This window comes from Vineibacter terrae (assembly GCF_008039615.1).
GTDB classification, from domain to species: Bacteria; Pseudomonadota; Alphaproteobacteria; order Reyranellales; family Reyranellaceae; genus Vineibacter; species Vineibacter terrae.
In genome coordinates this window covers 60,633-84,533 of sequence record NZ_VDUZ01000039.1, presented here as the reverse complement: position 1 = coordinate 84,533, position 23,901 = coordinate 60,633, and the positions used below count along the sequence as shown (strand labels likewise).

General features: G+C 68.2%; 27 protein-coding genes. 8 read left to right on the top strand and 19 right to left on the bottom strand.

Translation table 11 applies throughout. The annotated features are described in order from the left end of the window. Positions 1-19: 19 nt before the first annotated feature. The 12 genes from lon to ccoN form a co-directional block, all read right to left on the bottom strand. Complete coding sequence (gene lon / locus FHP25_RS28680; protein ID WP_231712515.1) at positions 20-2,443, bottom strand: endopeptidase La; 2,424 nt, start codon at positions 2,441-2,443, stop codon at positions 20-22. 22 nt (positions 2,444-2,465) lie between these two features. Continuing rightward, positions 2,466-2,867 carry an Hsp20/alpha crystallin family protein gene (locus FHP25_RS28675; RefSeq protein ID WP_147850412.1) on the bottom strand — a complete coding sequence of 134 codons (402 nt, stop codon included), beginning with the start codon at positions 2,865-2,867 and terminating at the stop codon, positions 2,466-2,468. A gap of 189 nt (positions 2,868-3,056) precedes the next feature. Beyond that, on the bottom strand, positions 3,057-3,275 hold the full coding sequence (locus tag FHP25_RS28670) for a hypothetical protein (protein WP_147850411.1): 219 nt from the start codon (positions 3,273-3,275) through the stop codon (positions 3,057-3,059). Continuing rightward, a complete protein-coding gene (locus FHP25_RS28665; protein ID WP_147850410.1) occupies positions 3,272-3,481 on the bottom strand; it encodes a hypothetical protein in 210 nt (69 codons plus the stop codon). Before FHP25_RS28665 ends, FHP25_RS28670 begins: the two co-directional genes overlap by 4 nt. 9 nt (positions 3,482-3,490) lie before the next feature. Beyond that, a complete protein-coding gene (ccoS, locus tag FHP25_RS28660) occupies positions 3,491-3,643 on the bottom strand; it encodes a cbb3-type cytochrome oxidase assembly protein CcoS (protein WP_408068555.1) in 153 nt (50 codons plus the stop codon). An 8-nt stretch (positions 3,644-3,651) separates the two neighbouring features. After that, the gene (locus FHP25_RS28655) at positions 3,652-6,042 is read right to left on the bottom strand and encodes a heavy metal translocating P-type ATPase (protein WP_147850408.1); all 2,391 of its coding nucleotides are present in this window, start codon (positions 6,040-6,042) and stop codon (positions 3,652-3,654) included. Continuing rightward, a complete protein-coding gene (locus tag FHP25_RS28650) occupies positions 6,039-6,527 on the bottom strand; it encodes a FixH family protein (protein ID WP_147850407.1) in 489 nt (162 codons plus the stop codon). Before FHP25_RS28650 ends, FHP25_RS28655 begins: the two co-directional genes overlap by 4 nt. Before the next feature lie 17 nt (positions 6,528-6,544). Next, on the bottom strand, positions 6,545-8,014 hold the full coding sequence (gene ccoG / locus FHP25_RS28645; protein ID WP_147850406.1) for a cytochrome c oxidase accessory protein CcoG: 1,470 nt from the start codon (positions 8,012-8,014) through the stop codon (positions 6,545-6,547). 13 nt (positions 8,015-8,027) lie between these two features. After that, on the bottom strand, positions 8,028-8,885 hold the full coding sequence (gene ccoP / locus FHP25_RS28640; RefSeq protein WP_147850405.1) for a cytochrome-c oxidase, cbb3-type subunit III: 858 nt from the start codon (positions 8,883-8,885) through the stop codon (positions 8,028-8,030). Next, positions 8,875-9,054, bottom strand: a complete 180-nt coding sequence (locus FHP25_RS28635) for a cbb3-type cytochrome oxidase subunit 3 (RefSeq protein WP_147850404.1) — start codon at positions 9,052-9,054, stop codon at positions 8,875-8,877. The genes ccoP and FHP25_RS28635 overlap by 11 nt, the downstream gene beginning before the upstream one ends. Positions 9,055-9,063: 9 nt before the next feature. Beyond that, positions 9,064-9,786: a cytochrome-c oxidase, cbb3-type subunit II gene (ccoO, locus tag FHP25_RS28630; protein ID WP_147850403.1), complete on the bottom strand. Its 723-nt coding sequence runs from the start codon at positions 9,784-9,786 to the stop codon at positions 9,064-9,066. Between the two features lie 9 nt (positions 9,787-9,795). Beyond that, the gene (gene ccoN, locus FHP25_RS28625) at positions 9,796-11,286 is read right to left on the bottom strand and encodes a cytochrome-c oxidase, cbb3-type subunit I (RefSeq protein WP_147850402.1); all 1,491 of its coding nucleotides are present in this window, start codon (positions 11,284-11,286) and stop codon (positions 9,796-9,798) included. Positions 11,287-11,458: 172 nt separating this feature from the next. Here ccoN and FHP25_RS28620 point away from each other — a divergent pair, with 172 nt between their 5' ends. Then, positions 11,459-12,247 carry a DUF2189 domain-containing protein gene (locus FHP25_RS28620; RefSeq protein ID WP_147850401.1) on the top strand — a complete coding sequence of 263 codons (789 nt, stop codon included), beginning with the start codon at positions 11,459-11,461 and terminating at the stop codon, positions 12,245-12,247. Between the two features lie 9 nt (positions 12,248-12,256). Here FHP25_RS28620 and FHP25_RS28615 read toward each other — a convergent pair whose 3' ends face one another. Further along, complete coding sequence (locus FHP25_RS28615; protein WP_147850400.1) at positions 12,257-13,009, bottom strand: sulfite exporter TauE/SafE family protein; 753 nt, start codon at positions 13,007-13,009, stop codon at positions 12,257-12,259. Between the two features lie 9 nt (positions 13,010-13,018). Further along, positions 13,019-13,780 carry a Crp/Fnr family transcriptional regulator gene (locus tag FHP25_RS28610; RefSeq protein WP_231712514.1) on the bottom strand — a complete coding sequence of 254 codons (762 nt, stop codon included), beginning with the start codon at positions 13,778-13,780 and terminating at the stop codon, positions 13,019-13,021. 129 nt (positions 13,781-13,909) lie between these two features. On the opposite strand from FHP25_RS28610, the gene FHP25_RS28605 reads away from it, so the two are divergent. The 3 genes from FHP25_RS28605 (at position 13,910) to FHP25_RS28595 (ending at position 15,155) form a co-directional block, all read left to right on the top strand. Continuing rightward, entirely contained in the window at positions 13,910-14,380 is a 471-nt protein-coding gene (locus FHP25_RS28605; protein ID WP_147850399.1) for a hypothetical protein, read from the top strand. An 8-nt stretch (positions 14,381-14,388) separates the two neighbouring features. Further along, entirely contained in the window at positions 14,389-14,748 is a 360-nt protein-coding gene (locus tag FHP25_RS28600; protein ID WP_231712513.1) for a sortase family protein, read from the top strand. 119 nt (positions 14,749-14,867) lie between these two features. Then, complete coding sequence (locus FHP25_RS28595) at positions 14,868-15,155, top strand: phasin family protein (protein WP_147850398.1); 288 nt, start codon at positions 14,868-14,870, stop codon at positions 15,153-15,155. Between the two features lie 14 nt (positions 15,156-15,169). Here the strand turns inward: FHP25_RS28595 and phbB are convergent, their stop codons facing one another. Beyond that, positions 15,170-15,895: an acetoacetyl-CoA reductase gene (gene phbB, locus FHP25_RS28590; RefSeq protein ID WP_147850397.1), complete on the bottom strand. Its 726-nt coding sequence runs from the start codon at positions 15,893-15,895 to the stop codon at positions 15,170-15,172. 75 nt (positions 15,896-15,970) lie between these two features. Next, positions 15,971-16,810: a universal stress protein gene (locus FHP25_RS28585; protein ID WP_178133850.1), complete on the bottom strand. Its 840-nt coding sequence runs from the start codon at positions 16,808-16,810 to the stop codon at positions 15,971-15,973. A gap of 198 nt (positions 16,811-17,008) precedes the next feature. On the opposite strand from FHP25_RS28585, the gene FHP25_RS28580 reads away from it, so the two are divergent. Beyond that, positions 17,009-17,818, top strand: a complete 810-nt coding sequence (locus FHP25_RS28580; RefSeq protein WP_178133849.1) for a universal stress protein — start codon at positions 17,009-17,011, stop codon at positions 17,816-17,818. On the opposite strand, the gene FHP25_RS28575 is transcribed toward FHP25_RS28580, so the two are convergent. From FHP25_RS28575 to fixJ, 3 genes are all read right to left on the bottom strand, one after another. Next, positions 17,812-18,960 (bottom strand): sensor histidine kinase, encoded by a 1,149-nt coding sequence (locus FHP25_RS28575; RefSeq protein ID WP_231712512.1) that lies wholly within the window; start codon positions 18,958-18,960, stop codon positions 17,812-17,814. The two genes, FHP25_RS28580 and FHP25_RS28575, sit on opposite strands and share 7 nt — an antisense overlap. A 94-nt stretch (positions 18,961-19,054) precedes the next feature. Continuing rightward, the gene (locus tag FHP25_RS28570) at positions 19,055-19,420 is read right to left on the bottom strand and encodes a response regulator transcription factor (RefSeq protein ID WP_147850393.1); all 366 of its coding nucleotides are present in this window, start codon (positions 19,418-19,420) and stop codon (positions 19,055-19,057) included. Positions 19,421-19,541: 121 nt separating this feature from the next. After that, positions 19,542-20,159 carry a response regulator FixJ gene (gene fixJ, locus FHP25_RS28565; RefSeq protein ID WP_147850392.1) on the bottom strand — a complete coding sequence of 206 codons (618 nt, stop codon included), beginning with the start codon at positions 20,157-20,159 and terminating at the stop codon, positions 19,542-19,544. Between the two features lie 187 nt (positions 20,160-20,346). On the opposite strand from fixJ, the gene FHP25_RS28560 reads away from it, so the two are divergent. The 3 genes from FHP25_RS28560 to FHP25_RS28550 all read left to right on the top strand — a co-directional run bounded on the left by FHP25_RS28560 (position 20,347) and on the right by FHP25_RS28550 (position 23,892). Next, the gene (locus tag FHP25_RS28560; RefSeq protein ID WP_147850391.1) at positions 20,347-21,186 is read left to right on the top strand and encodes a universal stress protein; all 840 of its coding nucleotides are present in this window, start codon (positions 20,347-20,349) and stop codon (positions 21,184-21,186) included. Between the two features lie 100 nt (positions 21,187-21,286). Next, positions 21,287-22,513, top strand: coding sequence for an imidazolonepropionase (hutI, locus tag FHP25_RS28555; RefSeq protein WP_147850390.1), 1,227 nt, complete (start codon positions 21,287-21,289; stop codon positions 22,511-22,513). Continuing rightward, positions 22,510-23,892 carry a formimidoylglutamate deiminase gene (locus FHP25_RS28550; protein ID WP_147850389.1) on the top strand — a complete coding sequence of 461 codons (1,383 nt, stop codon included), beginning with the start codon at positions 22,510-22,512 and terminating at the stop codon, positions 23,890-23,892. Before hutI ends, FHP25_RS28550 begins: the two co-directional genes overlap by 4 nt. Positions 23,893-23,901: the final 9 nt, after the last annotated feature.

Here is a 23,901-nt window from a genome sequence, read left to right as displayed (position 1 = left end):
TGACAAGCGCCTGACCGCCTTACGCCTGGGCTGGGGCATCGACCCGGCGGGTGGCCTTGTCGGCATCGGCATCTGCCGGTGCCGTGGCATCCAGCCCGGCGGCAACCGCCTCCTCGACCCGCTCGAGCCAGATGAACTCGAGCCGGTTGCGCGCCTCTTCGGGGATATCCTCGAAGTCCTTGCGGTTGCGCGCCGGCAGCATGACACGCTTGATGCCGGCGCGATGCGCCGCCACGACCTTCTCCTTGATGCCACCCACGGGCAGCACCAGGCCACGCAGGCTGATCTCGCCGGTCATGGCCGTGTCGCTGCGCACCGTGCGATCGGTCATGAGCGAGGTCAGCGCCATGAACATGGCAACGCCGGCGCTGGGCCCATCCTTGGGTGTCGCGCCGGCCGGCACGTGGATATGGATGTCGCTCTTCTCGAACCGGCCGATGTCGATGCCCAGCGCCGCGGCGCGGTTCTTCACGATGCTCAGCGCCGCCTGCGCGCTCTCCTTCATCACGTCACCAAGCTGGCCGGTGAGGATCAGCCGGCCGCCGCCAGGCACGCGCGTGGCCTCGATGAACAGGATGTCGCCGCCGACCGGCGTCCAGGCGAGGCCCGTCGCCACGCCCGGCACGCTGGTGCGCATCGCCACCTCGTCCTCGAACCGCGCCGCACCCAGGATCGTGGTCAGGTCCTCACGTCCGACGCGGATCGGGCCGCTCTGGCCCTCGGCGAACCGCACGGCGGCATGGCGCAGGACCTTGCCGACCTCACGCTCGAGGTTCCGCACACCTGATTCGCGCGTATAGAGCTCGATGATGTCGCGGATAGCCTCGTCCGGCAGCTCGACCTGGCCCGGCTGCAGGCCGTTCGCCTCCATCTGCCGGCGCACGAGATAGCGCCGGGCGATCTGCAGCTTCTCGTCGGCGGTGTAGCCGGCGAGGCTGATGATCTCCATGCGGTCGCGCAGCGGCCCGGGGATGGTGTCGAGCATGTTGGCCGTGGTGAGGAACACCACCCGGCTCAGATCGAACGGCACACCGAGGTAGTTGTCGCGGAACGTGCTGTTCTGCTCCGGATCGAGGACCTCGAGCAACGCCGCGCCGGGATCGCCCTGGATGCCGGCGCCGAGCTTGTCGATCTCGTCGAGCATCATCACGCAGTTGCGCGCGCCCGCCTTACGGATCGCCTGGATGATGTTGCCCGGCAACGCGCCGATATAGGTGCGGCGATGGCCGCGGATCTCCGCCTCGTCGTGCACGCCACCCAGGCTGACACGCACGAACTTGCGGTTCATCGCACGCGCGATCGACTGGCCGAGCGAGGTCTTGCCGACGCCCGGCGGACCCGCGAAGCACAGGATGGGCGCCTTGCCGTGCGGCGCCAGCTTGCGCACGGCGAGATATTCCACGATCCGCCGCTTGATCTTGTCGAGGCCGTAGTGGTCCTCGTCGAGGATGCGACGCGCCTCGTTGATATCGATCGGGCTTTGCTCCGGCAGGCTCCAGGGCAGCTCGATCAGCCAATCGAGGTAGGTGCGCACCATGCCGTACTCGCCGGCGGCTTCGGGCATGCGCTGCAGCCGGCGCAGCTCCTTGCGGGCCTGGTCCTCGACCTCCTTCGGCATGCCGGCCTTGGTGATGGCCTGGTCGAGCTCGGCCATTTCAGCGGACTTGCCTTCCTCGCCCTCACCGAGCTCGCGCTGGATGGCTGCCATCTGCTCGCGCAGCAGTACCTCGCGCTGGCGCTCGTCGAGCGCCGCCTTGGTCTTCTCGCCGATCTTCTGCGACAGCCGCAGCACCTCGATGCGATGCGACAACAGCCGCGCCACCTTCTCCATGCGCGCCGAGACGTCGAGGGTCTCGAGGATCTCCTGCTTCTCCGTCGGCTTCACGTCCATGTAGGCGACCGCGAAATCGGCCAGCGCCGATGGCGATTCGATGGACTGCATGGCGGCCAGCAGCTCGGCCGGCGCCTGCGGCAGCAGCTGGACCGACTCGACGGCCTGCGCCTTGAGATGGACGAACCGGGCCTCGATCTCGGACGTGCGCGTTTCGGACTCAGGCAGGCGCAGCACGCGGGCGACCAGGAACGGCCAGCCGCTCAGGAATTCGATGATCTGGAAGCGCTGCTCGCCCTGGCAGACCAGATGATGCGTGCCGTCCGGCGCCGTGATGTAGCGCACGATGCTGGCGACGGTGCCGATGCGGTGCATATCGATCGCGTCGGGGTCGGCCACCTCGGCGTCACGCTGCAGCAGGATCCCGACCTGGCGTTGATCGCGGACGGCCTGCTGGGCGGCCGTGATCGATTTCGGCCGGCCGATCGCGATCGGGAAGACGAGCCCGGGAAACAGCACGGCATTGCGCACCGGCACGATGATCAGGGCGTCCGGCGGCAGCGGCGGGTGGGACGCGGCGCCCCGCGATGGCGTGTCCTCGGTGGGCGACAGCAGTTTGGTGTCAGTCACGGAGTTAGCCTGCCTTCTGCAAGGTGATCACGAGGCAGCCATCGATGGTGGCACGGCGCACGTCGCTGTAGCGCCCAGGCGGCAGCGGCAAACGGCGCAGGAAGCGGCCTTGAGGCAGCTCCAGCCGATGAATCGTCGCCGTCCGCAACGCCGGCGGCAGAACCCGGGTGCCGCCGATGACCAGATGGCCGTCATCCGCGATCACCGCCTCGGCCTGCTCCGCATCGACCCCGGGCAGCGCAACGAGGACGAGAACCTCGTGGTCGGTCTCGAGGATGTCGACGGGCGGCTGCCAGGCCGGCTGCGACGCCATCGCGCCCGCCGGCCGGAAGAACTCCCGGTGCATCCTCTCGGCACGCGCGATCACCTCGCACGCCTCCGACCACATCCAGTCATGTACGGTCATCAGGTCTCACCATGAATGCTGTGTAGAATCTGAGGCGTAGATCCCGCCAATTCAACACCCTGCCGGCAACTTGCGAAAGGCTGGCGCTTAACCTTCCGCCCGGTAGGGCTATCGTCTGGCCCCAAAAACGAAGCGGGGGATCCGGGATGGCCCCCGGATCCCCCGCTTCTGCCAGAGGAAAGCGCCCGGCTACGGGCGCATGAAGCCGATGGCTTCGTCCTCGTCGAGGTTCTCCGCCGTGGCGATCAGCTCGGCCGCGATATCGGCCAATGGCCGGCCTTCCTGCTTGAAGATGCGCACGGCTTCCAGCACGAGGTTGCGTGCCACCACATCCGGCGAGATGGACTGCGTCGCGGCTTCCGCCAGGGTGGCGGCAACATGCTTGGCGACCAATGCGTAGGCGCTCATCGTCCCTCCTTGCCGTCGATCCGAATCTCGGCCAGGTCGAAGTGCCGCTTGAGCAGCCAGAAGTCAAACGCCACACCGAACACGACCAGGCCGAATCCGAACAGGCCCATGGGCATGTCGACCGACCGGGCCCACAGGAAAAGGCCCAAGCCTGCCATGAGCGTGCTCAACACGCCGACAGCCCACGCCGAAAGCTCCTCCTCCATCTCCACCTCCTAGGATCGACCCTGCCGTTGCGACGGCTCGTCAAAGAGAATCCGGGCGGCATCGCCATCCGGATCCTCGAACTGCCCGGAACGCAAAGCCCAAAGAAACCCGACCAGACCGCATCCGCCGAGAAGCAATGCCACCGGCAGCAGGATGAGCATGACGTTCATCATCCCCTCCCTTGAGGCCTCGGACCGGCGCGGACCGGCCGAATGGCGTTGAGCACCACCATGAGCGAGGAGCCCGACATGGCTGCCGCCGCCAGCGGCGGTGTCAGCAAGCCCGCCATCGCGACCGGCACCGCAATCAGGTTGTAGGCCAATGCCAGCGCCAGATTGGCCCGCATCCGCCGGCTCGCGCTTTGCGCTGCATCAACCGCGACCGCGACACCGGCCAGGGAGCGGCCCCGGAAAAGGGCATCGGCGGCTGCCGTCGCCACATCCGTGGCGTCTCCCGGCGATAGAGACGCGTGCGCCGCCGCCAGGGCCGGCGCATCGTTGATACCGTCGCCGACCATCAGCACACGGCGCCCCGCGGCCGCCAGCGCCCGGATCCTATCCAGCTTCTCGTCGGGTGTCAGGCCAGCCTGCCAATCGTCGATGCCGACCTGCGCCGCCACAAGCGCGACAGCCGGCGCGCGATCGCCCGACAGCAGCGACACGGCAAGGCCGCGCGCCCGTAATGCGGCCACGGCCTGGGCCGCATCGGGCCGCAAAGCGTCGGTGAACGCGAAGCGGACCGCGTCGTGGCCATCGTGCGCCAGCCAAAGCTCGGCCGAATCGGCAGCACCGTCATCCGGCACGCCGCAGAAGCGTCGCGATCCCAGGCGCGTACCGGCATGGGACAGGCCGAGACCGGGGTGCTCCGTCACACCGTCGAGCGGCGCGACATCCGGCACCGCCGCGACAAGAGCGCGGGCCAGCGGGTGGCGGGAGTTGGCGGCCATTGCGGCTGCAGCCCGCAATGCCGCGGCCGGCCGGGCGGGCTGCGGCTGCAAGACCGGCTGCCCCAATGTCAGGGTCCCGGTCTTGTCGAAAACGACCGTGTCGACGTCGGCCAGCCGCTCCAGCCCAGTCGGCGACACCACCAGGACGCCGTCCCGGGCCAGCCGTCCGACCACGGCCGTCGCCACCGCGGGCTGTGCCAGGGCCAACGCGCACGGACACGTCACGATCAGGACCGCCACCGCGATCAGGACCGCCTCGTGCGCTGAAGCACCGCCCATGAAATACCAGGAGGCGAAGGTCAACGCGGCCACGACATGGACCAGCGGCGCGTACCAGCGCGACACGCGATCGGCCAGCGCCACGAACCGGCCGCGTCCCTGCTCGGCCGCCTCCAGCAGGCGCGCGATGCGCGCCAGCATCGTGTCGTCGCCGACGGCCGCAACACGCGCCCGCAAGGGTGGCCCGAGATTGATCGCGCCGGCATGGATCGTCGTGCCGGCGAGGACCCGCACCGGCAGGCTCTCGCCACTGACCACGGAATTGTCGATCTGCGTCTCATCACCGAGCAGCACGGCATCGGCGACCAGCCGCTCGCCGGTCGCCACCCGCAGCGTATCGCCGAGCCGGACCTGGGCCGGCGTCACCGACCGCAATGTGCCGTCAGGCGCTTCGATCATGGCCACGCCGCTGGCGAGGCTCAGCATGTGCGCTGCCGCCGAGCGGGCGCGGCCCCGGGCACGGCGCTCGACGTAGCGCCCCACCAGCAGGAAGAAGACCAGCATCAACGCTGATTCGAAATAGGCATGGCGGCCGGAACCCAGCGTTTCTGCCAGGCTCACTGCCAGGGTGAGCATGACACCGATCACGATCGGCACGTCCATGCTGGACCGGCCATGCGCCAGCGCCCCCAGCGCCGAGCGCAGGAACGGACGCAAGGCGTAGAGCACGGCCGGCAGAGCGATGACCGCCGAGACGAGGTGCAGCAGGTCGCGGGTCGCGCTCCCCATGCCGTCGGCCCCGCTCCAGGCGCCGGCCCACACGGACACCGACAGCAGCATCACATTGGCGGCGGCAAAGCCGGCCACGGCCATGCAGCGCAGCAGGAAGCGTTGCTCGTCATCGGCCAGGCGCGCGGCTGCGCCAGGAATGAACGGCGCCACGCGATAGCCCAGCCGGCGCACCAGTTCGGCGAGTCGGGCCGCGCGGTCAGCGGGCCCACGCCACGCAAGGCGCAAGCGCCGGTCGGTGGTGCTGAGACGGGCGACCAGCACATCCGGGTCGCGCCCCAGCGCCGTTTCGATCAGCCAGACGCATGCCGCGCAGTGCAGGCCGTCGATCGCAAGCTCGACCGTGCAACGGTCGCGGTCGACCCTGACATAGGGCGTCGGATCGGACGGCAGCGCATCCAGCACAGGCGCTTCCACGCGATCGGGCCGACGGTCGTAGTAGGCATCCAGGCCGAGCTGGCTGACCAGAGCATGGGCGCTGACGCAACCGGCACAGCAATAGGCTTCGCCGGGACGAACGTCGCCGCCACAATGAAGGCAGCTGGCGCCGCCGATGGCGACCGACGATCGCGCGAGCCCATCGGGCGCTGTGGCCGCCAGAGTCATCGGACGGTGATGCGCGCCGACGCCTGATGTGCCACCGGCCCGGTGCCGGCGGCCAGGGCGACATCCCAAAGGCCGCGGTGAGGCAAGGCGACGCCGGCCCGGTACACGCCCGGGGCCTCTTCCCGCAGGCGCACCTCAAGATGAACCGGATCGCCGACGGGGCGCGTGAGGATGGCGCGCGGATCAAGCCCCGAGATCGGCTTGCCGTCGGGGCCCACATAGCGCGCCACGACAGCCTCGCCCTGTCCGCGCTCGATGCCGACGTCGACATGCCAGCCCAGGGCGGCGATGGCGGCGTCCTGTGCCAGGACCTGGTTGTACTTGCGGCCACGCTCGTAGGCGTTGCCTGCCACAACGCCAGGAAACGTACCCAGCGCGAACCAGAGCATGACCATGTTCACCAGCACCACCAGGCCGAGACCGGCGGGAAACAGCCAGGGAATGATCGAACGCGGACCTCGATGAGGCCGGATCAGGATGGCCATGCGTGTCTCCACCACACTCAGCCCGGGCCGGCGAACACGGTCGATCGCCGGGCAGCGACATCGCCGGCGGGATCGATAATGCTGAACTGCACGGCCTGGAACTTGTCGGTGAGCACGCCGCGCTCGGCGCGCACGAAGAGCGCGAAGCTGCCCACCGAGTCGGGATTCACGGTCACCTCGACCGTGCCGGCGCTGGGCGCACCACCCGACAATGCCATCGTGGCGCCGGCCACGCCCTCGAACTGGATGCGGTATGTCACCGTGGAACGGGTCTTATTCAGAATTTTGATCGTGTAGCCGTTGCGGATGGAGCCATCGGCCAGCGTGACGAACTGCGGACTGCGATCACGCAGCACATTGACCTCGACCGTGGATCGCAGCGCCAGCGCCACGACCATCACCGCGGCGACCATCACAAGCAGGGCCGTGTAGATCAGCGTGCGGGAGCGCACGATGCGGTAGACTGGCTTCTCGCGCTTCGACGCCGCCGCATCCGCTGCCAGCGTCGTCCAGTCGATCAGGCCGCGCGGGCGGTCGATGCGGTCCATCATCTCGTTGCAGGCATCGACGCACAGGCCGCAGGAAATACATTCGAGCTGCGGACCATTGCGGATATCGATGCCGGTCGGGCAGACCTGCACGCATGCCTTGCAATCGATGCAGTCGCCGCGTCCCTCCCACGACTGCGTCTTGCGCTTGGCGCCGCGCGGCTCGCCACGCCAGGCACGATAGGTCACCGTGAAGCTGTGCTCGTCGAACATCGCGGCCTGGAAGCGCGGCCACGGGCACATATACGTGCAGACCTGCTCGCGGGCCCAACCCGCCAGGGTGTAGGTGGTGACCGTGAACAGCGCGACGAAGAAATAGACGCCCGCGCCGGCCTGTCCGGCGAAGAACGCGCGCGTCACGGTCGGCGCGTCGTTGAAGTAGAGGATCCATGCACCGCCCGTGGCAAACGCGATCAGCAGCCAGGCGGCGTGCTTGGCCGTCTTCAGCGCTGCCTTGCGGGCCGTCATCCGCCCCTTGTCGAGCCGGATGCGCGCATTGCGGTCGCCCTCGATCCAGCGCTCGACCAGCATGAAGAGATCGGTCCAGACCGTCTGCGGGCAGCTATAGCCACACCAGACGCGGCCGAACAGGCTGGTGGCGAGGAACAGCCCGACTGCGCCGAGGATGAGCAGGCCGGTGATGTAGTAGACTTCCTGCGGCCAGATCTCGAGATCGAGGAAGTAGGCACGACCGCCGACGATATCGATCAGGAAAGCCTGATCGGGCGCGTTGGGACCACGGTCCCAACGCAGCCATGCTGCGGCATAGTAGATGGTCAGGCAGGCCGCCAGGACGACCCATTTCACGCTGCGCCAGGTGCCTGACACCTTGCGCGGGTAGACGCGCACGCGGCTGGCATAGAGCGGCGCCGGCGTTGTGACGGACTGCGGATCGGTGGCTGCCGGTTCCAGATCGCGCCGTTCGGGCATGGCGACCATGATTCTCCTGCCCCTACTTGCCGCCGCCGAGGCCGTGCACGTAGAGCGTCAGCATCTTGATGGTGGCGTCGTCGAGCCGGTCCTGCCAGGCCGGCATGACGCCGCTGCGGGCCATGAAGACGCTGGTGCGGATGGCGGCGCGGTCGCCGCCGTAGAGCCAGATCGCGTCATTCAGCGCCGGGGCGCCGATTTCACGGTTGCCGGCACCGCCTTCCATGTGGCAGGCGACGCAGTTTTCGGCATAGACCCCTGCGCCGCGCGCCGCGCGTGCCGCGTCGTGCGGCGATTTCGACAACGAGCGCACGTATTCGACGACGTCGTCGATCTGCGCCGAAGTCAGCATGCTGTCGGCGCCGAAGCGCGGCATCATCGAGCTATGCGTCTTGTCGTGCTCGGTGCGGATGCCGAAGCGGATCGTCTGCTCGATCTCCGCCAGGGTGCCACCCCAGAGCCAATCGTCATCGGCGAGGCTGGGATAGCCGCGCGTGCCGGCGCCGCCGGCCTGGTGGCAGGGCACACAGTTGTTGTTGAAGGCGATGCGGCCACCGGTGCGTGCAAAGGTGAGCAGATCGGGGTCGACGCGGATCTCGTCCAGCGAGGTCTTGAGGATGCGATCGACATACGGCCTCTGCTCGGCAGCCGCCTTGTTCATGGTGGCGACGATGCTGCGCCGTTCGCTGTGGCCCAGCACGCCATCCAGCCAGGGCAGCGACGGATAGAGCACGGACCAGACGATGGCGAAGACGATGCTCGCATAGAACGTGTAGAGCCACCAGGTGGGCAGCGGGTTGTTCAGCTCCTTGATGCCGTCCCATTCGTGACCGGTCGTCTCGCGGCCCGTGACCGCGTCCCGTTCAGTCTCAGCGGCCATGGCGACCACCTCCCTGCGGCTGATCATCGTCCAGCGGGATACGGCCACGTGCCTCCAGCTCGCGGCGGCGGCCCGGCCACAGCGTCCAGGTGACTACGCCGAGGAACACGAGGAAGAACCAGACCGTCCACAGCGAGCGGGCTTGCGGCAGCAGATCAATCAGCGACATCGCACTCTCCTACTGCCGCAACGCGTCCGGCTTCACGTCGGAGAACTTCACCAGCGTGCCCAGCATCTGCAGGTACGCGATCAGCGCATCCATCTCGGTGATGCGAGCCGCATTGCCGTCGAAGGCGGCGACCACGGCCTTGGGATAGCGCTTCAGGAGCGCCGTCGAATCGGCATCGGGGTTGCTCTGCGCCTCGAGATCGGCCCGTGCGCTGGCGACCATCTCGTCAGTATAGGGCACGCCGACGGCCCGGTTCGCCTTGAGATGGTCGGCAATGAGGGCATAGTCGAGCGGCCGGTCGAGGAACGGATAGGCCGGCATGATCGACTCGGGCACGACGGAGCGCGGATCGATCATGTGGGCGGCGTGCCATTCGTTGGAATACTTGCCACCGACACGTGCCAGGTCGGGACCCGTGCGCTTGGAGCCCCATTGGAACGGGTGGTCGTACATGCTCTCGGCAGCCAGGCTGTAGTGGCCGTAGCGCTCGACCTCATCCCGCAAGGGGCGGATCTGCTGGCTATGGCAGAGGTAGCAGCCCTCGCGGATGTAGATATTGCGGCCCATCAGCTCCAGCGGCGCATAGGGGCGCACGCCGGCCACGCGCTCGATCGTGGTCTCGACCGCAAACAGCGGTACGATCTCGACGAGGCCGCCGATGCTGACGGTCAACAAGGTGAGCACCAGCAGCAGGATGCTGTTGCGTTCGATGACGGCATGACGAAAGGCCATTGTCGCCCCCTACTGCGCCGCGTGGGCGACAGCCGGCCCCGATGGGACGGCGGATTGCGGCTCGGGCTCCGCCGATGTCGCGGTGCGCCACAGGTTGTAGACCATCAGCAAGGCGCCGCTGAGGAAGCACAGACCGCCGAGCGCGCGGATGATGTAGAAAGGCCGCATCGCTTCCACTGTCTCGACGAACGAGTACTGCAGGAAGCCGAGCGCGTCGTAGGCGCGCCACATCAGGCCCTGCATGATGCCGCTCACCCACATCGCGGTGATGTAGAGCACGATGCCTATCGTCGCGATCCAGAAGTGCCAGGACGCCAGCCGCGTCGACCATAGCGCCTTCTTCCCCCAGAGCACCGGCACGAGGAAGTAGACCGCCCCGAATGTCACCAGCGCGTTCCATCCCAGCGCACCGGAATGGACATGCCCGATCGTCCAGTCGGTGTAGTGGCTAAGCGCATTGACCTGCTTCACAGACATCATCGGCCCCTCGAAGGTCGACATGCCGTAGAAGCCCACCGCGGTGACGCTGAAGCGCAGCGACGGATCCGTGCGCAGCTTGTCCCACGCGCCCGAGAGCGTCATGACGCCGTTGATCATGCCGCCCCATGACGGCATCCAGAGCATGATCGAGAACACCATGCCCAGGGTCTGCGCCCAGTCCGGCAAGGCGGTGTAGTGCAGGTGATGAGGGCCGGCCCAGATGTAGAGGAAGATCAGGGACCAGAAGTGGATGATCGAAAGCCGGTAGGAGTAAACCGGCCGTCCCGCCGCCTTGGGGATGAAGTAGTACATCATGCCCAGGAAGCCGGCGGTGAGGAAGAAGCCGACCGCGTTGTGGCCGTACCACCACTGCGTCATGGCATCCTGGACGCCGGCGAACAGCGTGTAGCTCTTGGCACCGGCAAGGGAGACGGGCACCGACAGGTTGTTGACGATGTGCAGCATCGCCACCGTGATGATGAACGCCAGGTAGAACCAGTTCGCGACATAGATGTGGGGCTCGCGCCGCTTGATCAGCGAGCCCATGAACGCCACGAGATAGGTGACCCAGATCACCGCCAGGAACAGGTCGAGGTACCACTCCGGCTCGGCGTACTCCTTGCTCTGCGTGACACCCAGCACGTAGCTCAGGGCTGCCATCACGATGAAGAACTGGTAGCCCCAGAAGATGAACCAGGCGACCGGCGCGCCGCCGAACAGGCGCGCGCGGCAGGTGCGCTGCACGACGTGGAACGACGTGCCCAGCATCGCATTACCGCCGAAGGCAAAGATCGCGGCCGACGTATGGACTGGCCGCAGGCGACCGAACGTGGTCCATTCCAGGCCGAGGTTCAGGGCCGGAAATGCCAGCTGAAGCGCGATATAGACGCCGGCAACGAACGCCACCACACCCCAGAAGCAGATCGCGATGACGAAAGCGCGCGTCACGTTGTCGAGAAGGGCTTCGTCCGTCCGTGGCCGGACGACGGCGATGGGCGAAGCAACAGCGGCCAGTGACATGATCTCCCCACGTCATGCATGACGAGGCGTCCTGTTAGCGCGGCCCGTGACGCCGCCCCTTGATCTCGATCAAGGCGAAGGCCCGGCCGCAGCGCGACACTGCGACAGCCAGCCGCAGCCAGCGCGCACGCAGCGGCTGACACCGCCACTGGCCCGCAGCCGGAGCCCTTCGATGACATGCGCCTACGACGCCGAGCGGAACGAGGAGCCACCGATCCTGCCCGGCGACGGCTCGCTGCCGCTGGACCGGCCGTGGACCTGGCTGGAGAGAGGTTGGCGCGACTTCACGCGCGCACCCGAGATCGGCCTGTTCTACGGCTTCGGCCTGGTCGCCTGCAGCTGGGCGCTGACCCTGGCGCTCGCGGTCGCCGGCGAAATCCATCTGCTGCTGCCATTCACCGGCGGCTTCTTCATCGTCGCACCGCTGCTCGTGGCCGGCCTGTACGACACCAGCCGGCGCCTGGAGCTGGGCGAGCGGCCGCGCCTGGGCACCGCGCTGATGGCATGGCGGGCGCCGGGGCAGCTTGCCCTGATGGGCGCCGTCCTGCTGTTGCTGCATCTCGCCTGGATCCGCGTCGCCCTGCTGCTCTATCCGTTGTTCTTCCACAGCGGGCATCGCTCGGTGACCTCGCTGCCGGAGCTTCTGGGCACATCGCCAGGGCTGGCGCTGCTCGTCATCGGCGGCCTGATCGGCGGGCTGTTCGCGCTGATCGCCTTCTGCATATCTGCGGTTTCCCTCCCGATGCTGGTCGACCGCGACGTGTCGGTGATCGAGGCGATCCTGGCGAGCGTCCAGGCCGTCAGGCGCAACCGGCGCGCAATGCTGTTCTGGGGCATCCTGATCGTGGGCTTCACGGCAGCGGGGATCGCCACGCTGTTCGTCGGCCTGGCGGTGATCGCACCAGTCATCGCGCATGCGACGTGGCATGCATACCGCGATGCCATCGCCGCGCCGCCATGACCGCAGCCGCTACGCGTGCGCGAACCAGGCGCCCAGGGCAAGCAGGTTGACCACGGCAAGCGGCACCGCCCAGCGGCGCAGCAGCACCCGCAGTCGACGGCCGGCCGTTGTGCCAAGCGCGCCCAGCACCGCCAGCGGCAGCCATGTCCCGGCCACGAAGGCCATCATCGACAGCGCACCCGCCCCGGCGCTGCCTGAGCCGGCGGACGCGGCCAGGGCCGTGTAGATCATGCCGCACGGCAGGAAGCCGAGCGCCGCGCCCAAGGCCACGTCGCCCAGCATGCCCGGTGCGCGCGCGACACTGCCGGCGATGCGCGCAACCGCGTCCTGCCACCATTGCGGTGGCGCCGCGGTCGACACAACGGCCGAAACGCGTCCGACGACGGGCACAAGCAGCAGCGCGATCGCGAGGCCGATGGCGACGTAGCGCACCCACGCCAAGCCAATGACAGCCGCAAAGCCACCGCCGAAGGCGCCCGCAACGGCACCGAACGCGCCATAGGTCAAGGCACGGCCGGCATGGTAGGCGGGCAATGCGCCGGCGCGCAGGCGCAGCCATGGGCCCAGCGCCTCGACCGGCAGCCCTGCGCCGGCGCGGGCCGCGCGCACAAGGACGAAGGGACCGCACATCGCCGTGCAATGCGTGGCGCCGGCAAGAAGGCCGGTGACAAAAAGCGCCAGGTAGAGCGATGCCGATGCGAAATCCGGCGGCAGCAGCGCCATCAGTCCGACTGCGCCGGAAGCGCTCGCGTGGTCGTGCATGATCGCGGCTCAGACACCGGCCAGGCGCCGCAGGGTCTCCTCGGAGGTCAGGCGCACGACGCTGGTGTTGTCCAGATCGATGGCGCCGCGCTTGCGCAGCTGGGTCATCGTGCGGCTTACCGTCTCGAGCGTCAGGCCGAGATAGTCGCCGATCTCGGCACGGGTCATCGGCAGGCAGACCGGGTTTCCCGACCGGCCATGCGCCACCGCACGGTCCGACAGCCGGATGAGGAAGCTCGCGACACGTTCCGTCGCCGTCTTGCGCCCCAGGAGCAGCATCTGGTCCTGGGCCGCGGCCAGCTCGGTCGACGCGATCTGCAGCAGGCGGCGCTCGACATGCGGATGCTCGGTCATGTAGCGCTCGAACCGGTCACGCGGAAAGCGGCACACTTCCACCGGCGTCAGCGCTTCGGCCGTGTAGGCGCAGGTCTCGCCATGCGCCAGGCCGATGAAATCCCCCGCGAACAGAAAGCCGGTGATCTGCCGGCGACCGTCCGACAAGGCCTTGGACAGGCATACGGTGCCGCTGGCGATGCTGAAGACGTAGCGCGGCGCATCGCCTTCGTCGAACAGGTAGCGGCGCGGCTCGAAGCGCAGCTTGACCGACATTGCGAAGAAGTGCGGCAGGTCGGCATCGCTCACCGGCGCGCAGATCGAGAACTGCCGTGCGGCGCAGGTGTTGCATGGAAGCGCACCGGCCGCCACGCGGTTCGCCGGCAGGCCTGACGGGTCGGCGGTGCCCGCGACCGGTGGAGTGCGAAGGATCGACATGACTGCTCCGCTGCGTCTGAAGACCAGCCGAACATCCGGAATCGGGCTGCACCCTGCCTTGACCTAGATCAGGGCATCCATCGACACGCGGCGACATAAATGATCGTTCGTGAATGGAGGTGACGAACCATGACGGAGTGGCGAATCCGGGCCCTGCCGGATTGCCGATTGGCAGAAGCCTGGCCGCTGGTCCATCTGCGCTATCCGGACTGGACAATGGACACCTGGCTGGCCGAAGCACGCACCCTGCTGGCCGAGGAAGGGGCCGGCGGCATCCTGACGGCCGAGACCAACGCGGGCTACATCTACGCCGTCTGCGGCTACCAGATGGACCCGTGTGATGGTGGTGGCGCCGCGCTTGATGTGCGGATCGTCGCCAATGTCGGCTGGCGCGGCACCGCCGATCCGCTGGCGTCTCTGCTGAAAGTAGTCGAAGGCGTCGCGCGAGACCACGGCTTCGCGCGCATCCGGGTTGACGGCGCCAGCGTCGCCGCCGTTGGCGAGACCGCGCGGTGGGAAGGGCTCGGCTACAGCTGGATGGGCCTTGACCTCTGCAAGGAGATCGATCCCGCCGGCCCTGCCCTCCGCCCCCAGCATTGAGGTGTCCCATGACCATGAGAACAGTCCGCCTGGAAATGGCACGCAACCCGGGATATCCGGACGGCGACCCCGCCTGCGGCTACGAGATCAGGATGCCGATGGATATCGGCGGCCGCATCGACGTCGCCGCGTTCCGCCGCGACCGCAAGGCCTGCACCGTCCGCCGCTTCTGGCGGGACGAGGACGACAGGACCGGCCTGCTGCATCACACCCGCCACGGCACCTGGGCCTTCTCGTACGCGCCGGGCGAGGACGACGATGAGCCGCTTTTCCGCCTGGAGGCCCATGCGCTGCGCCCCGGTGAATACGTCACCGTGCGGGAACATGACGGCAATACCATCACATTCAGGATCGCCAGCGTCACGTGACCCGCGCAAGCAGCGGCGCGCCAACGCGCCCCCGCGGCTGCGGCAGCCGCGGAAAATGACCTGGATCAAGGCGATCCAGGCATGAACCTGCTTCGATTGCCAGAGAAAGGAGCCGACCGATGAAAAGCACGTTTTCGATCCCGTTCGACATCACCGCGCCACAGGCAGTGTGGAAAGCCATGGTGATCGACATGCCGATGACGATGGCGGCCAGCAGCCTCCGTTTCGCGGCGCAGCGCCTGCAGGCCCAGGCCGATTTCCTGTCGTCGCTGACGCAGTGCCGGTCGGTCACCGCCGCGGTCGATGTCCAGTCGACCTTTGCGCAGGCAGCGGTGAACGACTACACGGCGTCCGCCACCAGGCTGATGGCGGACGCCCAACAGGCGATCCTGCGCAAGGCAGCGTAAGGCGCGGGCGGCGGTCAGACGACGTACTGACCGCCGTTCGCCGTCAACGTCGAGCCGGTGATGAATCGCGAGTCGTCGGACGCCAGGAAGACGACGCAACGCGCGATCTCCATGGGATCGCCAAGATGGCCCACCGGAATCTGCGGCAGGATGGCCGTTTCCAGCACTTCCTTGGGCACTGCCTTGACCATGTCCGTGGCGATGTAGCCCGGACACACGGCATTGACCGTGATGCCCTTGCGGGCGTTCTCCTGGGCGAGGGCCTTGGTGAAGCCGATATCCCCGGCCTTGGCGGCCGAGTAGTTCACCTGGCCGATCTGGCCTTTCTGGCCGTTGATCGACGAGATGTTGATGATGCGACCGAAGCCGCGCGCACGCATGCCTTCGATCACCGGCCGGCACATGTTGAACAGCGAGCCCAGATTGACGTCGATGACCGCCTTCCACTGCTGCGGTGTCATCTTGTGGAACATCGTATCGCGGGTGATGCCGGCATTGTTCACCAGGATCTCGACAGGGCCGAGATCCGCCTCGACCTGCCGGAGGCCCGCCACGCAGGCATCGTAATCCGCGACGTCCCATCTGTAGACGGCGATTCCCGTCTCGTCCTTGAACGCCCGGGCCGCCGCGTCGTTGCTGGCGTAGGTCGCGGCGACCACGTATCCCGCCTGCTTGAGGCTCCTGGAGATGGCTGCGCCGATGCCGCGCGTGCCACCGGTGACGAGCGCTACCCGTGCCATGGCTGATCCCTTCATGTTGGGAGGCCACGCTAGGTCGACGCGTTGGTCGCCGCCTTGATCTGTCGCAACGAGCGCTCAGTGGGCCATCAGGACGGGTATCGTCGTGTTCTTGAAGATGTGGCTGGTCACGCCGCCGAAAACGAGATGCCTCAAGCGGCTATGCGAGTAGGCACCCATGACGATCAATCCGGCGCCTTCGCGATTGGCGACTGCCAGCAGGCCCACGCCGGCATCCTGGGATGCATCCGACACGACGGTCGCGGCCGCGTAGCCGCGCCAGGCCAGATGGGTGACAAGGCGATCCGCCGAGCGCCGCAACGCATCGTCCTCGCCGCTGATGAAGATCACGATGCGCTTTGCCCGCCCCAGCAGCGACCAGGCTGCGGCAAGCGCATGGGCCGCTTCACGGCTGTCGTTCCAGGCGACCACGGCCGTGCCGAACAGGTCTGCCGGCGGTGCCCCGGAGACGAGCAGGACGGGCCGTCCGGTATAGAACAGCGCCCCGTGCAGGGCGTCATCCGTGGGCGCCGAGTACTCCCGGCTGGACCGGGCCAGCACAACCAGGTCGGTGGTTCGCCCACGGCTGCCGATCTCCGTGGAGACGGCGGCCTCCACCTCGTTCCACTCTGCCGACAGCGTCGCCGATCCGCCGGGCGCCGCGGCCATCTCGATGCCCGACGCCTCTTGCCAGCGACGGAAGCTGTCCCGCGCCGCGGCGGCGACCGTCTGCCGGGCATCCTCCAAGGAGGTCAGGATGTCCGGCGACATGTACGCACCTTCGAACATGCCGCCGGAGACGGCCATGCTGATCGGACTGCGAACGTGCAGCCCGACAATGTGGGAGCGCATCTGTCCGACAAGGGTGCCGGTGATCGCGAGGGCTGCGGTGTCAGCCGGATCACCCAGCACGGGCACGAGAACGACACGATATGTCATGGCTCAATCCCCCTCAACCCTGCTCGGCAGGCGTCCCGAATAATCGGTCGAGAGCCTCGCCGTCTCCTTGATGTGGATCACACCGCCTCGGCAGCACGGGCAGAAATTTGACCCGCATCAAGGTGCGACCAACCAGCGTCGTCCAGGATGCCGCCGATACACCGACGGGATCAAGCCATGCCTCTGCGAACGCTGCTGGTGCACGGCGACGCCGACAGCCAGATGCCAGTCCGGATGTCGCTGGCCACGGATGTGGCGCGCCGGCACCATGCCAAATTGCTGGTCATTTTCGCCTTGCAGGGGCGCTCCGCCGCCTTCCTCTACGCCCAGCATGCGCCCGCCGACGTCGTAAGCCGGCAAATCCGGGCGGAGCGGCTGCGCGCGGCGCGCATCGGCGCCCGGCTGGCGGACCGCGCGGCGCGCGCTGGAATCGGCTTGGCGTGGCGTGCCATCGAAGGCCGTCCCGACACCGTGCTGGCGCAACAGGCCGCAGCAGCCGACATGCTCGTCCTCAGCCAGGACAGCGACGACGCGGCATCGCCCCTGGTGGCGCCGGTGACGCTGGCCGCAGGCAAGCCGGTCCTTTGCGTGCCGCGCGGCGGTCCCTTCGCATCGTGTGGCCGGCGTGTCCTGCTGGCCTGGAACGGCAGCCGCGAGGCGGCTCGCGCCGCGCACGATGCCCGGCCGTTCCTGCGGCAGGCCGAGCGGGTCATCCTGTTCACGGCCGATGACGAGACAAGCGCCGGCACTTCGGCCGAAGACGCCGCGTCCCACCTGGCGGCCGACGGCATATCCGTCGAAATCCAACGCGCGCCGCTGAACCGCCGGGATCCCGGTCAAGCCATCCTCGGCGCCGCGTCGGACCACGGCGTCGACCTGGTCGTGATGGGCGCATATGGCCACAGCCGCCTGCGCGAATGGGCATTCGGCGGCGCCACCCGCACCGTGCTGCGCTCGATGGCCGTCCCGACCCTGCTGTCCTATTGAGCCGGCATGGCCGCCGATCGGGAGAGTGCCGCCTGCCCGTCCGTCTCCCTGGGCAGCGTGAACGAGAACGTCATGCCCCTGTCGCTCGCGTTCGGGTGCGCCTCGATCTCACCGCCATGCGAACGCACGATGGAGCGGCAGATCGACAGGCCGATTCCCATGCCTTCAGCCTTCGTGCTCACGAATGGCTGGAACAGCTTGCGGGCGATATCGGGCTCCACGCCGGGCCCGGTATCGGACACGGTGATGGTCACGACGTCGCCGCCGGCGACGGTGCGGACGACGAGCTCGCGCGTCGTGCATTGCTCCATCGCCTCGATGCTGTTGCGGATCAGGTTGACGATGACCTGCTGGATCTGCACCCGGTCGACAAGGGCGACGGGCGCTGCCGGATCGAGCTCGAGACGGGACTGGATCTCGAGCTGCTTGGCGCCGATCAACGCCAGGGCGCTGGCCTCTTCCGCGATCTTGTTGACGGACTCGGCGCGGCGTGAGCTCTGGCCCTTGCCGAGAAACGCCCGCAGCTGATGGATGATGGTGCCCGCGCGCTTGGCCTGGTTGGCTGCCTTCTCGATCATCGAGCGGGCCTTTTCGTGCCGCGCGTCGGCCTGCAGCAGCTGCTCTGCCGCGCCCAGATAGGCGAGAATGGCCGTCAGCGGCTGGTTGAGCTCGTGGGCCAGGGTCGAGCCCATCTGCCCCATCTCGCTCAGGCGCGAGACATGCGCCAGCTCGGTCTGCAGCTCCTCCATCCGGCGCTCGGTCGCCTGACGCTCGGTGAGGTCGCGGATGAAGCCGATGAACAGACGGCCCCCCTTGAAGCCGGCTTCACCGACCGACAGCTGAAGGGGGAACGTCGTGCCGTCCCGGCGCAGGCCGGAGACGACCCGGCCGATGCCGATGATCCGCTTCTCGCCCGTGCGCAGATAGCGCTGCAAGTAGCCGTCGTGCTCCTCGCGGTATGGCGCCGGCATCAACATGCTGACGTTGCAGCCGATCACGTCCGCGGCAGCGTAGCCGAACATGCGCTCGGCCGCGGCGCTGAAGGACTCGACGCGTCCGTCCTCGCCGATCACGATGATCGCGTCGGGCACAGTATCCAGGATCGACTGCAGCCGCGCGCTGATCTCGTCCGCACTCGACATGGCACCCCAAAGCATCCGACATCGCCACTCGGCGCCACTATACGGTCAGCGTGCCGCCGCATGCCAGCCGTCCCGCGGCCTGCGGCACGCCGCCTCAGGGGCGGTGCAGCATGCCGTTCACCAGCGCCATCACGTCGCCGGCCACGAAGGGCTTTTGGACAAAGCCGGCCGCGCCGGCGGCCAGCACATTGCCGCTGGTACGGCTGTCGGTGCGGGCGGTCATGATGATGACCGGCAGGCGGCTGTCCAACGCGATCAGCCGCTTCAGCACCTCGAACCCGTCGATGCCCGGCAGGTTGACATCCAGCAGCAGGCATCCCCGCATGGCCGGCGCATAGGAACTCAGGAACGCCGTGCCTGAGGCGAAGTCATGGACATCGAAGCCGTGCGCCTCGAACAGCGCGCGCAACGAATCGCGCACGGCCTCGTCGTCATCGACGATATAGATAGCCTCGGCCATACGCCTCCGATGCTTCCACCCTTCTGCCGATCAGCTGCCGGCCTACGGCAGGGTAACGGGCCGCCCCGGCACGATGAAGTCAGGTTCTTCCCGGACGCGACAGGGGGCACGCACGTGCCGGTCAATCCGGCTCCACGCCAGCCACGACGGCCATGCGGATCAGCTCCGGAAGGCTGTGGGCCTGCATCTTGTCCATGAGCCGCGCACGGTAGATCTCGACCGTGCGCGGGCTGATCTCCAGGCGATGCGCGATCACCTTGTTGGGATGGCCGGCCACAAGACCGGCAAGAACCTGGCGTTCGCGCACGCTCAGCGACGAGATCTTCGCCTCTTCGCTGCTGCGCTCGACCGCCGCACGTCCACGTTCGTCCGCATGGGCAACGGCCCGGCGGATCGCGGCCAGCAGCGCCTCACGGGCAATGGGCTTCTCGATGAAATCGACCGCCCCCGCTTTCATCGCCTGCACGGCCATCGGCACATCGGCATGGCCTGTCATCATGACGACGGCGATCCCGGGGCAGGTCGCCCCGACCCTTCTCTGCAGCTCCAGCCCGTCGATGTCCGGCATGCGGACGTCGACAAGCAGGCACCCGATCTGATCTACCGCCACCCAGTCGAGAAACGCCCGCGCCGATGGAAAGCATTGCGCCTCGAAACCTGCCACCTCGAGAAGGGCCTGGAGCGAATCGCGAACGGCATCCTCGTCATCGACAACAAATACCCTGGCCCCGACACCCATCCCGCCTGATCCTTGGCTTTCTGCAGCGGGACGTTACGACACTTCGCCGGCCACCTCCAACATCCAGGCCGCGTCACACCGTCCCTGGCGCACCGTGATCCGATCTCCCCTGTTGACATGGGTCAACGCCGGGATGAGGACAAAGATGCCAAAATAACCTCGGTTGTAGCAGCAAGAGGGGGCGCCCATGGCCTATCGGACCATTCTCGTTCATTGCGATGCAGATAGGACGACCCAGAGCCGCGTGGCGACCGCCGCCGAGCTGGCGCAGCGCTTCAAAGCTCATCTCGCCGGCCTGCATGTGCGGGCGCGCTTCGAGGCGCCGGTATTCACCGATGCCGGAGCGGCGATGGACCTGCTCTACCGTGCCTACGAGGAGAGGTCGAAAGCCGATGAGGCCGCCGCAACCGCCGCTTTCAATCAGGGGATCGCCCATAAGGGCGTGTCGTCCGAATGGCGCACGGCCGATGGCGCGATTGACCAGGAGCTGGTGGTGCAGACCCGCTACGCCGATCTGGTCGTGATCGGCCAGCATGACGGCGCGGCGCCGGTGACGACGACGCCCGCCTCCCTCCCGGAGACGGTGGCGATGGCAACCGGCCGTCCCGTCCTCGTGGTGCCGCATATCGGCGTGACGAAGCCGCCGGGCGGCACCGTCCTGCTGTGCTGGAATGCCAGCCGCGAGGCTGCGCGCGCCGCCGCCGATGCCCTGCCCTTCCTGACCGCGGCCGAAAAGGTGATCGTGCTGGTGATCGACCCCGAGTCCTCGCCGACCGGCCATGGCCCCGAGCCCGGTGCCGACGTCGCAGGGTGGCTCGCCCGTCATGGCGTGAAGGTGACAGTGCAGCGCGATTCGGCGGCCGATTCGGATGTCGGCAACGTGATCCTGTCACGCGCCGCCGACTTTGGGGTCGATCTGATCGCGATGGGCATCTACGGCCACTCGCGCCTGCGCGAGATGGTGCTGGGCGGCGCCAGCCGCACGGTGCTCGCCAGCATGACGGCGCCGGTCCTGATCTCGCACTAGCATCGACCGACGCGGCGGCCCGGCCGCAACCGGGATGGCATCGGCCGGCAGCAGCGCTATGCTGCGGCCCGCACATCGGCGCCGGAGCGAAATGTCGGTCATGAACGCCGCGCACCATCCCACGGCCGATGGCCTGTGGCACAACATCCGGCTCGCGGCCGAGCCTGCAGCCGGCGCAGCCGCGATCGCGGTACGCGATGGCCGCATTGCCTGGGTCGGCTCGGAAGCGGAAGCGCCGCCATCCTTCACACGAGGGCCGCGCCATGACGGTGGCGGCGCGCTGGTCACACCCGGCCTGGTCGACTGCCATACCCACCTGGTCTATGGCGGGCTGCGCGCCAATGAGTTTGCGATGCGGCTGGCAGGCGCCAGCTACGAGGACGTGGCGCGGGCCGGCGGCGGCATCGTGGCGAGCGTGCGTGCCACGCGTGCGGCCAGCGAGGATGAGCTGTTCGCCGCCGCCTCGGCCCGGCTCGCAAACCTGCTGGCCGACGGCGTGTGCGCGATCGAGATCAAGTCGGGCTATGGGCTCGCGCTCGAGCACGAACGCAAGCAGCTGCGCGTGGCGCGGCGGCTGGGCGAGGCGCATGGCGTGACCGTGCGCACGACATTCCTCGGCGCGCATGCGCTGCCGCCGGAGTACGCCGGCCGCAGCGGCGACTACATCGATCTGGTCTGCACCGAGATGCTGCCGGCATTGGCGGCCGAGGGCCTGGTCGACGCCGTCGATGTCTTCTGCGAGCGGATCGCCTTCTCGCTGGAAGAGACCGAGCGTGTCTTCAAGGCTGCCCGGGCGCTGGGCCTGCCGGTGAAGCTGCATGCCGAGCAACTGTCGGACACCGGCGGCGCGGTGCTGGCCGCGCGCCACGGCGCCCTGTCCTGCGACCACGTCGAGCATCTCTCCCAGGCCGGCGTCGAGGCGATGCGCGCGGCCGGCACGGTCGCGGTGCTGCTGCCCGGCGCCTACTATGCGTTGCGCGACACGCATCCGCCGCCGATCGCCGCCCTGCGCGCCGCCGGTGTGCCGATGGCGGTGTCGACGGACCACAACCCCGGCACCTCGCCGGCGATGAGCCTGCTGCTGATGATGAGCATGGCGTGCACGCTCTTCCGGTTGACGGTCCCGGAGGTATTGGCCGCAGTCACCACGCATGCGGCGCGCGCGCTGGGCCTGCACGAGACACACGGCCTCATCGCCCCCGGCGTGCCGGCGAACTTCGTGCTGTGGGATATCCAGGACATCGCCGAGCTGGCCTACTGGTTCGGGCAGCGGCCCGTGAAACGGATCGTGCGGCAAGGCAGGATCGTCACGGAGAAGGCGGCGTGACGCAGGCGCTTTTCGCGCGCGACGCGCTGCTGCCCACAGGCTGGTCGCGCGACGTGCTGCTGTGCTGGGACGATGCCGGCAAGCTCACGCGGGTCGCATCAGGCACGGCGCCGCAGGCCGGCGCGGCGATCGCCCGCGGGCCGCTGATCCCCGGCATGCCCAACCTGCACTCGCACGCCTTTCAGCGCGCCTTCGCGGGCCTTGCCGAGCACCGTACCCAGCAGCAGGACAGCTTCTGGAGCTGGCGCAGCCTGATGTACCGCTTCGCCGCCCGGCTGGGGCCACAGCAGATGGAGGCGATCGCCGGCTGGCTCTACGCCGAGATGCTGGAAGGCGGCTACACCAGCGTCTGCGAGTTCCAGTATGTCCACCACCAGCCTGACGGAACGCCCTATGTCGACGATGCTACCCTGACCCTGGCGACGCTGCGGGCGGCGCGCGCCACCGGCATCGGGCTGACGCTGCTGCCGGTGCTCTACCAGTGCAGCGGCTTCGGCGGCCAGCGCCCGACCGAGGGCCAGCGCCGCTTCATCCGCTCGACCGACTCGATGCTGCGGCTGGTGGAGGCGCTCAAGCCCGTCTGCGACGCGCACGGCGCGCGGCTCGGGCTGGCGCCGCACTCGTTGCGGGCCGTGCCTGAAGCGGCGCTGCACGACGCGCTTTCCGGCCTCGCCACGATCGATCCCACGGCGCCGGTCCATATCCACGTCGCCGAGCAGACGAAGGAGGTCGACGACTGCCTGGCTTGGAGCGGCCAGCGTCCGGTGGCCTGGCTGCTCGATCACGCCCCGGTCGATGCGCGGTGGTGCCTCGTCCACGCCACGCACATGGACGCAGCCGAATATCGCGACGCGGCGGCAAGCCGGGCCGTCGTCGGCCTGTGCCCCAGCACCGAGGCCAATCTCGGCGATGGCCTGTTCGATCTCGCCGCCTGGCGCGACGGCGGCGGGGCCTGGGGCATCGGGTCCGACAGCCATGTCTGCGTCAACGCCGCCGAGGAGCTGATGCTGCTGGAATACGGCCAGCGGCTGGCGACCCGCCAGCGCAACGTCGGCGCCGACGCGACACATCCTCAGATCGCCACCGCGCTCACTCTGGCCGCCGTGGCCGGCGGCGCCCAGGCCGCAGGCCGTGCCATCGGCGGCTTGGCCGTGGGCCAACAGGCCGACTTCGTGGCGCTCGATCCGCAGCACATCGCGCTGCGCGGCCTGGAGGCACCTGACATGCTCTCGGCCCACATGTTCGCCAGCCACCGCGGCTCCGCCATCGACAGCGTCTGGGTTGGCGGCCAGGCCCGTGTCATCGCCGGCCGGCACCCCGCGCGAGACGCCTTGGCGGCCGCCTTTGTGCAGGCGCGCGCCGACCTGCTGCGGGGTTGACAGTCGCGG